We start from the raw sequence: 13707 nt of genomic DNA, 5'->3' as shown, positions 1-13707 counted from the left end.
TACTTTTTTATCAAGCAAAAAGTAACATTAAAAATTCCTTTTTTACCAGTGTTATGAACACATACTAAATAGATACTATTTTAAAATATTATACATTATGCATGATTCCCATCAGACAAAAAGCCTTAAAGAATTGGTCAACAGGTTTCTTGAAACTTCTCCTTTTCAGAAACAACTCACAGCAGCTATGGTGCGTTCTGTATGGCAAACAACCATGCCTAAAGTGGTTTGCGATAGAACGGAAAAACTTTATATCCACCATAACAAGATATTTTTAAAAATAACTTCTGCGCCTTTGCGCCATGAGTTAAAGTTTAACAAGGATAAAATCCTGATGATGCTCCATGAGGCGATGCCTAATACCGTATTAGAGGATGTCGTTTTTTTGTAGTAGGCATCTAAGCTCTTTATGTATCTACTCAAGCAGCATAAGACCAGTGGTCATTATTATCAGAGGTGTACGCATTCCTATTGGCAAATCTAGTGCTAAACAGATGATAGATGCTGGTTTTTATGCAGATAAAACGGATTATATCTCTAAACTTTTTGAGGATGAGGGTACTTATTATTTTTTTACAAGGCCACGCAGATTTGGCAAATCGCTTCTATTAGATACCATAGATCAAATAGCACAAGGCAATAAGTCTTTGTTTAAGGAGTGTGCGATTTATGCAGACAAAACCTATAAGTGGAAAAAATATCCAGTTGTTTGGTTGAATTTCTCGGAGCTAGTTTCTAAAGAACCTAATTTATTGGAAGAAGATCTTAAAAAATACTTCTATAGAGTTGCTGAAGCGTATAACATAGAAGATAAGCTGCCTCAGCCTACTGGTAAGGATTCTATACAGTCTTATTTTCTGGATTTGTTTAATTATTTAATCAATTTTTCAGATGATAGCAGTTATGCCAGACAACCTATTGTCTTAATCGATGAATATGATAGCCCATTAATTTCTTGTAAAGAAGAGCAATACGAAGATGTCCTTTCTGTTCTTAGTTCATTTTTCAAAGTTTTAAAAGGTCGTCAGAAGGATTGTAAATTTATTTTTGTAACAGGTGTAACAAAATTTCATTTATCTGGGCTTACTTCAGGAGCGAATTCAGCCAATGACATATCCTTCCATGAGGATTATGCAGCAATGTTAGGCTATACAGAAGAGGATATTGAAAAACTTTTTCTTAGTAAAGAAACAATTATTAATCCAGTACTTGAAAAACTTAATAGAAACAATACTCAGGAAGCACAGTACGCACTTATTCAAATAAAAAACGAGTTAAAGGATTATTATAATGGTTATTGTTTTACAGCTGATAAAATGGTAAGTGTTTATAATCCAGACTCTATACTAAGATTCTTTTATGCAAAAGATTTTGAGAATTCTTGGTTTAACTCGGGCAGTCTTACCATCTTATTGCAACAAATGAAGCAAAATATACATCGGTTTAACGTGGATTGGGATCAATGCAGTTTCCCAATTGATAAAATCAGATTTAAGCTCGTACATCCCTCTCCCCATGAAATGCCTTTACTGCCTTTGATGTACCAAACGGGATACCTTACGATGGATCTTGATCCATCTCATGTACAAAATAAAAATAACCTGACTTACTATTTAAAGTTTCCCAACCAAGAAGTAAAATCTTCTTTAAAGCTTATATTATCTGATTTTATCGTTCAAGCGCAACAAGAAGTAGGAAAGGCATATAGCACCTCTATTCTAAATTCTTTAAGAAACGAAGCATGGGTTTCTTTTCTTAACATCATTCGAAGCGATTGTTTAGCCAAAGCGGGTTACCGTTTCTTGGATAAAACTGAAAAAAGCTTTCAAGGTACTTTGTATGTGTTTCTCAATGGTGCCTTCCATACAACGCAAGATATCCATGCTAGCGCGGAAAGAGATAGTGGAATAGGCCGTACAGATATTGTTATGGAAGATCAGTACAATGGACAAAATACCGTTTATATTTTTGAGTTAAAAGTAGGCAAACCCGTTTCAGAAGCTTTACAGCAAATCTACGATAAAGATTACAGTATGCCCTTCAATACATGCTATAAAAAAGTATTCGTAGCCTTAAAATATGATCCTGGAAAGCTCAATATTACAGAAGCAGCTATTGAAATACATCAACTCGATGAAGAACATACCTTTAAAGTGATGCCACGTAGAAATTTTACTATTAATCCTATCGGTTATTTTCAAGAAGTAGGATAGAAAGGGTGTACATATTGAGACCGTTGCAATAGGAAGGCAGTAAAATTTTTGCTATTCTTCTCGGGTTATTTTTGCTGTTATGGAAGTATAAATTTTATTATTTATTGATTTTCAGTCTTATTTTAATACGCTTTAGACAGACCATCCCTGCTTCCTTTTACCACTGAATTGAACAGATACCGTTAGTTTATTTGTTTTTTTTATCAGAAAACTTCTTAAGCTTGCGTATTCACATTTATAAATTAATTGTTTGAATGGATTACATTCTACTTCCTTTAGTTTAGTACTGTGGTGAAGCTTTGACTTCCCGTATGCTTGTAAAGCCAGGTAAAGACTTTGTCTGAACCTGGCTTCAGCCAAATGCATGTTATCCCTCGTTTTTTAATTTTTGGATGGTAGTATAATGGGTAGACTTCCTTGGTATAGATTACCAAGGTTTTAATGGTCAATGCTTTGCAAATAACTGCTATATCATCCAGCCATTTTTCATCTATAAGCAGGTAGTCTACATCGAGTTTAGCACTTTTCCATTGGTACCAATCAGGTGGAATCTTATGCATCGTGAGGATCACTTTTTGATGCCAAGTGGCTATGATGCCTCCAGCATAGTCTTGCATTCTGTTGGATGATGTGTCATGATGTCCCTTATCAATAGATGGCCCAAGCGATCCATTACAGCTTAAAGTTTCTATACCATCTTTTAAAGTAAAAGATAGTTGCTGGTTGTTGTAGCAGATCATCTTACATTTTTTTTGGTTGGTTATTGTAATTTTTATTTGGTTTATAGCGTAAAATAAAGTACATAAGCTGATGATAACAGGGTAGATAAGGTTTTTATATTGAAAGAAAAGGCTGGCTGCAAGGAGTACAATATATAGCAAACAGACGGAGTGCCCATTTATACAGCAAGCTGATAGAGTGCTTATGGGCCATTTTGTCACCCAGTAGACCCACCCATTGGTGGCTAAGATTAATTTTTCAAGCATAAAACCCAGCAGTGTGCCTATTATAGGCAAATGGCTGCCCACTAACAATGCTAGGCTCAGCATGAGCATCATAAAGATAGCAGGCACAACAAACCAATTGGCAATGATAAAATAGAGCGGAAACTGTTTAAAGTAATATAGGATCAGTGGGAGGGTGCTGACTTGTGCAGCGATCGATAGGGTAGTAGCGGTCCAGATTTTCTCTAGCCAATAATTTTGAGGCGTTATGAGGCGATGGAGAGGGGGTTGTAGATACAGTATACCTAGGGTTGCTACGTAGGAAAGTTGAAACCCGCAGTTAAATAATAACAATGGGTTCCATAGCAATAGTGCAAAAGCAGAGGCAAACCATCCATTGTAAGGGTTGGAGCCTCTACCCATTAGAAAGCCTAACCTAGCTATAGTGATCATCATCGTTGCGCGTAGTATGGGTGGTGCAAAATGGCAGAGTCCAGCATATAGCCAAAGCCAAATGAGGGTAAAAAGCTCTGGTAAGATCAAGCATCCTATCCTTCTAAAAAGAAAGCTACAAACAGCTTTTATAAGTAGGTAAAACATGCCTACATGTAAACCAGAAATGGCCAATACATAAATGGTGCCTGTATCGGCGTAGGCTTTTTGCAGATTCGGATCTAAGTGCTCTTTGGCGCCCCATAGCAGTGTGGCCACTAAAGCCATCGCTTCTTTGCATTTTAGCTGTTTTTGGAGGGTTACACTGCACCAATGCGCAATCCTTTTAGCCCATTTTTTGCTTTTATGGAATGGCTCAAGGAAGATAAAATCTTGGTCGATTTGTTTTAAAAAGTGGCGATGTGTAGCGGGGTGATGTAAGGCGCTCAACCGATCTTTTGGTGGCGTTTTTTTAGATGGTAAGATCTGTGTCGGTGCACCGCGAATCAATAGGCTATCTCCCTTTTGGGGCTTATAGCCACATTTTTTAGAAAGGTATAGTTGAATCAATGTGCTACTGTTGTACCAACCTGAGTCGTCTTTTATATTGGTTATCAGCGCTTTGCAGCTAAATGGATGGTAGACCTTTTCGATGCATACCCTATAACCCGCTACATACTTATGGATCCATTCAGCTGTTTGCTTTTGTTGTGCCAATTGCAACAATAGGTTGCTATGCCCTGCTAAACAAATCAGTAGTAGTCCGATGGGGTTACGCCATGCAAAGGCAGCCGTACTGGATGGTATAGACCAATACAACAGACTCAGGATCAGCAATAGGATAAGTGTTATGCAAAGGTCTGCTGGGTAGTATATGGCCCATAGCACCCCACTTATATAGACCAATACTAGGCGAAATAGAGGCAGAGCAGTCGCGCTTGACATAATACTATGATCCTAGAAGCTTACTTTTCTTTGCCATCAAAGCTTTTTCGATGGTATAGCGTAGTGCCAAATTGTTTAATAATTTGTTTATGCGCTGGCGTTGCATATCCTTTGTTTTTTTTCCAGCCATATGCAGGAAAATCTTTGTCTAGTTTTTCCATATAACGATCCCTATACATCTTGGCGAGTATATTGGCTGCAGCAATGGCCGCATATATTTTATCCCCTTGTGGAATGCATTGGTGTGGAATCGCTTTGTATCTATCAAAAGAGCGTCCTGCAACTAATAATAGGTTTGGTAATGTTTTTAATTGATCAAGTGCGTTATGTATGGCAAGTTGAGCGGAATTTGGCACGCCATTTCGGTTAATTTCTTCATGGTCTACCATGGCGATGCTCCATGAAATGGCATGCTGTTGAATCATGCTATATAAATGAATCGGCAAAGCAGTAGTGCGCCTTTTATTATTGTATAATGCTTCATGATAAAACGCATTCGGTAGTATTACAGCTGCGCCAACAATAGGACCTGCTATTGCACCCGTCCCTGCGTGATCGCAGCCAGCTATATGGTGATAGTCTTTGTATTCAGATGGTGGTGGTTTATGTAGCCGCATCATATTTAAAATGCTTTAATTGGGTTACCCATTATCGACTAAATAGTACACTTGTTTCGCAATATTTATTCATTTTGAAAAAAAATCTCCTATAAAATAAAAAATTATATTTTATAAAAATAGTCTTATCATGCTTAAGCTGCTATCTATGCAAGCTGTTAATTTGTAACGGCTGTAATAATATTCTTATAAAGAATACCTATATTTGTTCATCTTTATCTTTAATAAAAAGTATTATGGTTCAGCCATAACTTTATTGCTTAAATTTTATTTTCCTAAATTTTTCTTTGTGCTATATGGTTTTAGATAAAAACAAACTTGTTCGATTGTTCTTGATATCAGCAGGTTTTATGGTTTATTTTTATATATTTAAACCTAAATTAAACCCGCAATCTGTTGTTGTGTCTCCGCCTACTACGGGTCAGACCGTAGCGCCATTGGATCTAACCCATGGATCTAGCTCAGTGGTGGTTTCCCCTTTTGCTGCTTTGCTTCAGGGAGAAGAAAAGTATATAACAGTTGAAAATGCATTACTTAAAGTAGTACTTAGTACAAAAGGTGGTGCCATAAAAAGGGTGATACTAAAAAAATACAAGGATAAGCATGGGGAGCCATTATGCTTGTTGGATGAGCAAAGCAGTAATATGGGCCTTTCTTTGCTCCATCAAAATCTACTTATAGAGACTAAGGCTTTATATTTTGAAACCGAAGCTAAGTCTGCTTATATACTCAAAGAGACGCAAGCGGCTAAGATCGTTTTTCGACTGGTATTGAATCCATCTCAATATTTGGAGCATGTTTTTGTTTTTTCTGGAAATGGCTATCAAATCAACTATGATTGGCATGCGGTTGGCATGGAGGCTTATTTCAACAAAACCGCTCAACCTGTTTTCTGCTGGAATATAGATATGAAAAGTTTAGAGGCTGATTATAAAGCAGATGCTTCTAGAAGTACGGTGCATTATTATTTATTGGATCAGACTTTTGATAAGCTAAAAGAATCCTCAACAGAGGTTGAAAAGAAGAAAATAGCAGCTCCTATCAAATGGGTTGGTATCAAGCAGCGCTTTTTTACTTCTGCTATTATTGCTGATGATGCTTTTGCGGCAGGGGACCTCTCTATGGAGCCAGTTATTTCGTCTGATGTGACCAAGTCCGTTCATTTATCGCTTCCACTATCTGTAAAAGATCAAGCAGCTGGCCATGGTAAATTCATTTTTTTCTTTGGGCCTAATGATTATAAAATACTTAAAAAGGTTACAAAAGGATTTGAGCAAAATTTACCTTTAGGGTGGCCGGTTGTCAAGTGGGTCAATCAGGGCGTTATTATTCCACTCTTTTCTTTTTTGGAAAAGTATATTTCTAATTATGGGTTGGTCATTTTCTTGTTGGTAATTATCATTAAGTTGCTTTTGATGCCACTTTCCTATCGCTCTTTCACCTCTATGGCTAAAATGCAGTTCCTAAAGCCAGAGTTGGATAAGATAAAAGAAAAATATAAAAACGACTTGCAAAAAGCACAGATCGAGCAGGTCGCCTTTTATAGAGAATTTGGTATTAACCCATTGAGTGGTTGTATGCCTATTTTGCTCCAAATGCCTATTCTGATGGCTATGTTTCATTTTTTTCCGCATGCCATTGCATTGCGGCAAGCCTCTTTTTTATGGGCAGATGATTTATCAACCTATGATAGCGTGATGCGTCTTCCTTTTACGATACCTATCTATGGCAATCATGTGAGCTTATTTACCTTGTTAATGGTTTTATCAACCATTTTATATACCCGGTCTAGCAACCAAAGTGGTCCAAAGGATGGCCCTATGAAGGGATTATCCTATATTATGCCTTTTGCTTTTATGTTTGTCTTAAACACATTTCCGGCTGGTTTAAGCTTTTACTATTGTATCTCTAATGTTATGACTTTCTTGCAGCAGAAACTTATAAATTATTGGGTGAATGTAGATAGCATTAAAGACAAGTTGATGCATAGGCAACAAAAGGTGAAGCAGCGTGGTAAGCTTTCTTTTCAATCTAGGATTGCTTCCACAATTGAGGCCAATAATAAGAAAAAGAAGTAGATGCTATCGACTTGAATGGGCCAATGGTAGGGGCTTAAGGCATATAAATTCCTTTTATGATTGCGCAACTTATAGGAAAACTGCTCCATAAGGAGCCAACGTATATTATTTTAGATGTAGGAGGGGTCGGTTATGGCTTACATATTTCTTTGCATACCTTTGATCAAATAAAAGCGTTAGATCATTGTACCGTATTAACGGTTATGCAGCTAAAAAGCGAGGCGGTTACCCTTTATGGCTTTTATACGTTGGAAGAAAAGTTATGGTGGCTCCATCTTATTTCTGTGAGTAGCATTGGTCCGAAAACGGCTTTAACCATCTTATCGTCCCTGACGCCAGCAGCCTTACATAAGGCTATTCTTAGTAAGGATGCGCGCTTACTTACTTCCATTAAGGGGGTTGGCGCAAAAGCTGCCCAGCGATTGATACTTGAACTTTCAGATAAAGCGCAAAAGTTGGATGGGCTCCAGGATACCGTTTTACCACAGCCAGCCGAAAATAAAGTAGATCAAGATGCCATAATGGCTTTAACCAAATTAGGGCTTACCCAAAAAGTTGCAGAAAAAGCGATTGCAATGGTAAGGGAGGAGGTAGTAACCCCACTTACTTTGGAGGAACTTATTAAAAAAGCACTGCAGCCACATCCTGTAAACTATTAACCAATTAATATTAAATTAAATGAGATGCAAGCCCATACTTTACCAAAATTTTTATTTGCTATATTAGCCACGCTATTCCTTACAGGGTTTAAAGTGCCATTGCCTGCTAAAACTGCTCCTACATCATCTCATAAGGGCATATGGTCTATACCGATTGGCATAGGAACGCACTGGAAACCTAAAGCTGAAACTGCCGCAAACCATAATGGATGGATCGGGTGTGTAGCTACCATAGGTATAAGGTGGGAAAAGCTATTTTGTAAACGGTATACATTTTCTGCTGGATTGTTATGGGGGCTATTTTTACCAGATATGTTTATGGCAGATAAACCAACTGATTTTCATATAGATTTTTTTAAAATCCATATTAAAATTCCTTATAATTTAGCGCTGTTTTTACCTATGACCTCCCTACAGCTGGGCTATTGGGCTAATAGTCAGTGGCATCTCTCTTGTGGGCTAATCTATTTTTACGCTTTAGAGTTGAATGTAAAGTATCTAATCTCTCCAAAGATCTCGCTCAATGGGGCTTGTTGCTTTTTTCTAGATAAGATTTTTAAAAATCATGGCATACATTTGGGTTTTGCAACCATAGGTATAGATTATAGGTTGTTTAGGTGATATTGGACCTCTTACATAACCTATTTCTAATGGCCATTTTGGTGTCGAAGCTTGTCTACGCTCCTCAAATACATTTAGTATTCTGCGGTGCTCGACTGCGTCTCTCCTAAAAATTGCTGATCATAAATAGCTTATGCAAGAGGTCTATTGGATTCAGCTGCAAAGTAAAATCTGCGCAAGCGTTCTATTTCTTTTGCCCACATGGTTGTACCATTAGGCGTTTCTAAGTATTTAGGAATCATGCGGAGTTTTGGATGTTGCATAATCGTTTGAAAACAAGCCATGCCTATTTCTCCATCTCCTAAATTGGCATGTCGGTCCTTTTTTGAGCCAAGGGGCATCATTGAGTCATTTACATGTAAGGCGTAGAGGTGGTTTAGGCTAATGGTTGATTCAAATTGGGCCAATGTATCCTCCCACCCATCCAATGTACGGATGTCATATCCTGCTGCGAAGATATGGCAAGTATCTATACAAACCCCAATCGGGATTACCGCCTTGACCCGCTCGATGATATAGGCCAATTGCTCAAAAGAATGGCCAACTGTAGAGCCTTGACCTGCAGTAGTTTCTATTAGCAAACGTAAAGTCGTTTTTTCTTGAAAAAGTGGCTCAAGTGCCTGTAGGCTTTGCACAATCCGGTCTAAACACACTACTGCAGCATCACCCGTTGCAGCGCCTGGGTGAAAGTTTAAATAACTAATTTTTAAAGCGAAACAACGTGTTATTTCTTCTACAAAAGCTGCACGGCTTTGCGCTAATAAGGCCTCCTTATTAGAACCCAGGTTAATCAAATAACTCGCATGGCTCATGATTTGTTGCATAGAGGTAGCCTCTAGCGTATCATGCCATTGATCTAATGTTGCTTTGTTCAATGGTCTACCTGCCCATTGGCGTTGATTGCTGGTAAAAAGCTGTATCGTATTTGCATCTATTTCGGCACCATGGCGCAACGCATTGTGGAGCCCCTCTTGGGTAGAGGTATGGACACCAATCAATGGTGCAGTGGAATCTATTGCGGCCTGTACCATACGTTTCGGGTTGTGTGATATATTAGAATAGAAGGATAAAGATAGATAATTTATTGGAACCTATCTAGCTTGCTCTAATAGGAAAAATCCAAGCATAAGCTTAGGTTTGTTACTAGGATATGCAAAAGGTCTATTAGATCAGCCATCTAATCTCGATATTCCTAATTTATTTATTTAAACTTAAAAGCGTATGAACATAGAAAAGATATCACTGGGAGACGATTTTCCCAATCAGCTACATGTCATCATTGAAATTCCAATGCATCATGATCCTGTAAAATATGAAATGGACAAGTCGTCTGGCGCTTTATTTGTAGATAGATTTATGCCAACTGCTATGTATTATCCTTGTAACTATGGGTTTGTGCCCCATACCCTTTCTGGAGATGGTGATCCTGCTGATGTGTTGGTGACAACCACTTACCCCATTGTAGCTGGCGCGGTTATTAAAGCTAGACCTATTGGCGTATTGTTGATGGAAGATGAATCTGGTTTTGACGAAAAAATTATTGCATTGCCGATCCAAAAAGTAGCACCTGAGTTTGCGCATATTGACCATATTGAACAATTAGATGCGCTTTTGCAAAAACGCATTATGCACTTTTTTAGCCATTATAAAGACTTAGATCCCTCAAAATGGGTTAAAGTCAAAGGATTTGAAAGCAAGGAAAAGGCTATGGAACTTTTAGTAGAAGCTGCACAAAGGAAATAGTCAGTCGAGTAATAGATTTGCTTTTTTGAAAATTATGAACGAAACATCCGACTCAGCAAATCGCGCGAATGGTCCAGATGAGCAAACCATTGAGGTACCTCCTATGGAGCAAATGTATGAGCAATGGTTTTTGGAATATGCTTCTTATGTAATTTTGGAGCGTGCCGTACCTGCCATAGAAGATGGCCTTAAGCCTGTGCAGCGTCGGATTCTACATGCCATGCACCTAATTGATGATGGCCGCTACAATAAGGTAGCCAATATTGTAGGGCAAACCATGCAATACCATCCCCATGGAGATGCATCTATTACAGAAGCCATTGTAGCGATAGGTCAAAAAGAATTATTGATCGATACACAAGGGAATTGGGGCGATTTGCGAACAGGGGATAGTGCCGCTGCTGCCCGTTATATAGAAGCCCGTTTGGCGCCATTTGGCAAGGAAATTTTATATAGCCCACAGATTACCACCTGGCAGCTTTCTTATGATGGCAGAAAAAAAGAGCCGCGCACCTTACCGGTTAAATTTCCTCTATTGCTTGCCCAAGGCGTAGAGGGAATTGCGGTAGGGTTGGCTACTAAAATTTTACCCCATAATTTTATAGAGCTGGTAGAGGCCGCTATTGCGTTGCTCAATGGGGAGCCTGTTAGCTTATTTCCAGATTTTTCCACCGGTGGGTTCGCAGATTGCACCCATTACCATGCAGGCAAAAGAGGCGGGAAGGTTCGGGTACGCGCCCGTATCGCAGTCCAGGACCAACATACATTGGCGATCACCCAAATACCCTATGGCACTACTACTACTAGTTTAATTGATTCTATTCTAAAAGCACATGAGAAAGGTAAAATAAAAATTAAAAATGTAGTAGATAACACAGCAGAAAATATTGAAATTCTCATTAGCTTACTCCCTGGTCAACTACCAGAAACCGTTATAGATGCACTCTATCTTTTCACAGATTGTGAAGTAAGCTATGCGCCTAATGCTTGTGTCATTCAGGATGAAAAACCCGTTTTTATAACGGTTCATGAGCTCTTGGCCTATACGGTAGCCCGTACAACTGATTTGTTGGAGCAAGAGCTGCTTTTAGAGCAACAGGCATTAAAAGAGAAGTTGTTTTTTGCCCGTTTGGAGAAAATATTTATTGAAAACCGTATCTATAGAGAGATAGAGGGGTGTACCACCTGGGAGGAGCTATTGAAGACTATAGCCCACCATTTACAGCCCTATGATTTTTATCGACCTATTGTAGAAGAAGACTTAATCCGCTTAACAGAGATTAAAATCAAACGCATTTCACAATATGATAGCCTACGTGCGCAGGAAACATTGGCCCAGTTTCAAACCCATTTAGCCCGTACCACCCATCATTTACAGCATCTAAAGGACTACACCATAGCCTGGTATAGCGGTCTGCTTCAGAAATATGGAAAGGGCCGAGAACGCAAAACCATTTTAACCAGCTTTGACCCTATTGAGCCCCATGCTGTAGTCGTAAAAGATTACAGGCTTTATGTAAATCGTAAAGAAGGTTTTATAGGTTATGGCCTTAAAGGAGAAGAATGCGTCGAAGCTTGTTCAGATATAGATGACGTCATTGCAGTCTGTAAAGATGGCAAATATGTCATCACTAAAATAGCAGATAAACTCTTTATAGGCAAAGATATTATATATGTCTCTATTTATGATAAGAAAGACAACAAGCGCGTTTATCAGCTTATTTATGTAGATGGTGCCACTGGTATTGCCTTTGCCAAACGGTTTCAAGTATTGGCGGTTACACGTGATAAAACCTATGATTTAACCTTAGGTACACCAGGTTCTAGGGTAGCCTATTTAAGTACGCATCCCAATGGTGCGGCAGAAACCGTTATCGTTTTACTTTCGCCCATCAGTAGAACGGCTAAAAAGAAATTTGAATTTAATTTTGCGGATTTATCGATAAAAGGGCGTGCTGCTAAAGGCAATATCCTTACCAAACATGCCATTTATAAGGTCCAGCGAAAAGGGCAAAGCCGTGCTACATTAGGTAAAGTGGAACTCTGGTATGATGCCGCTACAGGTCAAATAACGCCTCCTGGGCAAGGAAAATTACTAGGCTTTTTTGGGCCAACGGATAAGCTTCTTTTGGTCTTTCAAGATGGTTACTATCTTGTGGCTGCTTTTTCTTTTCAACCACCCCCTGGTCACATTACCCTTATAGAGCCATTAAGCGATACGCATTTGCTTTCAGTAGTCTACTACAACTGTGTACATCAAAATTATTTTGTAAAACGTTTTAGGGTAGATATACGGGCTTTAGATAAGCGATATAATTTATTCCTTTCAGAATCAGATGCTTGTATTGTAAAATTGGTTACTGCTGCTGCAACGCCTAAACTACAATTACATTATTTAGTAGATCCTAATGGCAATGAGGAGCGATCGATTATCTATGATTTGGAAAAAGTTGCTGTTAAAACGATTAAAGCAAAGGGCACATTGCTTTCTAAGTATAGGATCACACGAGTAGATGTATGGAATGCATAAAATTTGATTTTTAATAAAAATCAATTAAATTGCTGTACTTTTAGCATTTATTTAACAATTATTATACCATCTTAATCTTTTAGTGGTAGGTGCTTACTTATACTTTTTTAGAAGAGCAGGCTTCTATGTTTAGCTCTTTACCCTATCAATATGTGTAACACCCAATTGAATAATTCTAACCTTAGATATAAAGTGAAAAAGACGATACAGAAAATTACAGAGATTATTGCGTTATCAGCAAGTTTGGTGGGCCATGTATCAGCTTTTGATGCGGAGCATCAGGCTGATGATAAGAAATGCCCTTGGCATATTGGTATAAAAGCCTGGATAGGGCATGAAAAAGATTTGCCTGTGAGACGTTTTTCAGATTTACAACCTGCTATTGGTCCTTTTGTAGAGTGGAAACCATTCGATGGAGTAGGCATTCAAACTGGGTTGATCTATAGTTACAACAGTTTGAGGAAACTGTGTGATTGGAGAGAAGTAGTCAGTGGTTGCTCTGGTGCGCCTAAGCCAAACGAAAAAAATAGCTCAAAAATGCATGTGGGGCTGAATCGTGTTGAATTTCACGCTATTAGTATTCCATTGTCTATTTGGTTCTATCCAGGAAGTGATCGCCAATTTGCATTACATGGAGGACTTCGCTTGGTGATCCCTTTATCTAAAGCAAAAGACGAAATTTCCTATCATTAGTAATGATAGCAAGGGGTTCCCTGAGGTGAAATATGTTAGACCTAAATTAGATAGGAAATTGGCTAATGATCTTGGAATTAAAAAACATATAACTTTTGATTTTGGACTTGACTATAAGTTCAAATCTGGGTTTATGATAGGTATAAATGGACTAGGACTTGCATTGGGCTATGATTTTACTAAGCTGCTTATTAAAGCGTAATATTAGATAGATGGTTCTGTTGTTTTATAA

11 protein-coding genes are annotated in these 13707 nt (G+C 38.3%); 8 read left to right on the top strand and 3 right to left on the bottom strand.

Features of this window, described 5'->3' with window-relative positions:
• Nucleotides 1–97 precede the first annotated feature (97 nt).
• Together ACOALF_RS05040 and ACOALF_RS05035 are read left to right on the top strand one after the other, a co-directional pair.
• Entirely contained in the window at nucleotides 98–391 is a 294-nt protein-coding gene (locus tag ACOALF_RS05040; protein ID WP_419241407.1) for a DciA family protein, read from the top strand.
• A 46-nt stretch (nucleotides 392–437) separates the two neighbouring features.
• Entirely contained in the window at nucleotides 438–2213 is a 1776-nt protein-coding gene (locus tag ACOALF_RS05035) for an AAA family ATPase (protein ID WP_419241406.1), read from the top strand.
• 275 nt (nucleotides 2214–2488) lie between these two features.
• Here ACOALF_RS05035 and ACOALF_RS05030 read toward each other — a convergent pair whose 3' ends face one another.
• Together ACOALF_RS05030 and ACOALF_RS05025 are read right to left on the bottom strand one after the other, a co-directional pair.
• Nucleotides 2489–4534: a ComEC/Rec2 family competence protein gene (locus ACOALF_RS05030; RefSeq protein ID WP_419241405.1), complete on the bottom strand. Its 2046-nt coding sequence runs from the start codon at nucleotides 4532–4534 to the stop codon at nucleotides 2489–2491.
• 20 nt (nucleotides 4535–4554) lie between these two features.
• Nucleotides 4555–5154 (bottom strand): ribonuclease HII, encoded by a 600-nt coding sequence (locus ACOALF_RS05025; RefSeq protein WP_419241404.1) that lies wholly within the window; start codon nucleotides 5152–5154, stop codon nucleotides 4555–4557.
• Between the two features lie 347 nt (nucleotides 5155–5501).
• Between ACOALF_RS05025 and yidC the strand changes: the two genes are divergently transcribed.
• The 3 genes from yidC to ACOALF_RS05010 are packed head-to-tail and all read left to right on the top strand — an operon-like array spanning nucleotide 5502 to nucleotide 8509.
• Nucleotides 5502–7229 (top strand): membrane protein insertase YidC, encoded by a 1728-nt coding sequence (yidC, locus tag ACOALF_RS05020; protein WP_419241403.1) that lies wholly within the window; start codon nucleotides 5502–5504, stop codon nucleotides 7227–7229.
• Nucleotides 7230–7285: 56 nt separating this feature from the next.
• Nucleotides 7286–7888: a Holliday junction branch migration protein RuvA gene (gene ruvA, locus ACOALF_RS05015; RefSeq protein WP_419241402.1), complete on the top strand. Its 603-nt coding sequence runs from the start codon at nucleotides 7286–7288 to the stop codon at nucleotides 7886–7888.
• Nucleotides 7889–7912: 24 nt separating this feature from the next.
• Nucleotides 7913–8509, top strand: a complete 597-nt coding sequence (locus ACOALF_RS05010; protein WP_419241401.1) for a hypothetical protein — start codon at nucleotides 7913–7915, stop codon at nucleotides 8507–8509.
• Nucleotides 8510–8640: 131 nt separating this feature from the next.
• Here the strand turns inward: ACOALF_RS05010 and ACOALF_RS05005 are convergent, their stop codons facing one another.
• A complete protein-coding gene (locus tag ACOALF_RS05005) occupies nucleotides 8641–9540 on the bottom strand; it encodes a deoxyribonuclease IV (RefSeq protein ID WP_419241400.1) in 900 nt (299 codons plus the stop codon).
• A 190-nt stretch (nucleotides 9541–9730) separates the two neighbouring features.
• On the opposite strand from ACOALF_RS05005, the gene ppa reads away from it, so the two are divergent.
• The 3 genes from ppa (at nucleotide 9731) to ACOALF_RS04990 (ending at nucleotide 13475) form a co-directional block, all read left to right on the top strand.
• Nucleotides 9731–10252, top strand: coding sequence for an inorganic diphosphatase (gene ppa / locus ACOALF_RS05000; protein WP_419241399.1), 522 nt, complete (start codon nucleotides 9731–9733; stop codon nucleotides 10250–10252).
• A gap of 34 nt (nucleotides 10253–10286) precedes the next feature.
• Entirely contained in the window at nucleotides 10287–12782 is a 2496-nt protein-coding gene (locus ACOALF_RS04995) for a DNA gyrase/topoisomerase IV subunit A (RefSeq protein ID WP_419241398.1), read from the top strand.
• 192 nt (nucleotides 12783–12974) lie between these two features.
• Nucleotides 12975–13475: a hypothetical protein gene (locus tag ACOALF_RS04990; protein ID WP_419241397.1), complete on the top strand. Its 501-nt coding sequence runs from the start codon at nucleotides 12975–12977 to the stop codon at nucleotides 13473–13475.
• Nucleotides 13476–13707: the final 232 nt, after the last annotated feature.

This window comes from Cardinium endosymbiont of Nabis limbatus, from assembly GCF_965196625.1.
Taxonomy (GTDB): Bacteria; Bacteroidota; Bacteroidia; order Cytophagales; family Amoebophilaceae; genus Cardinium.
This window is presented reverse-complemented; position numbering and strand designations above follow the sequence as displayed.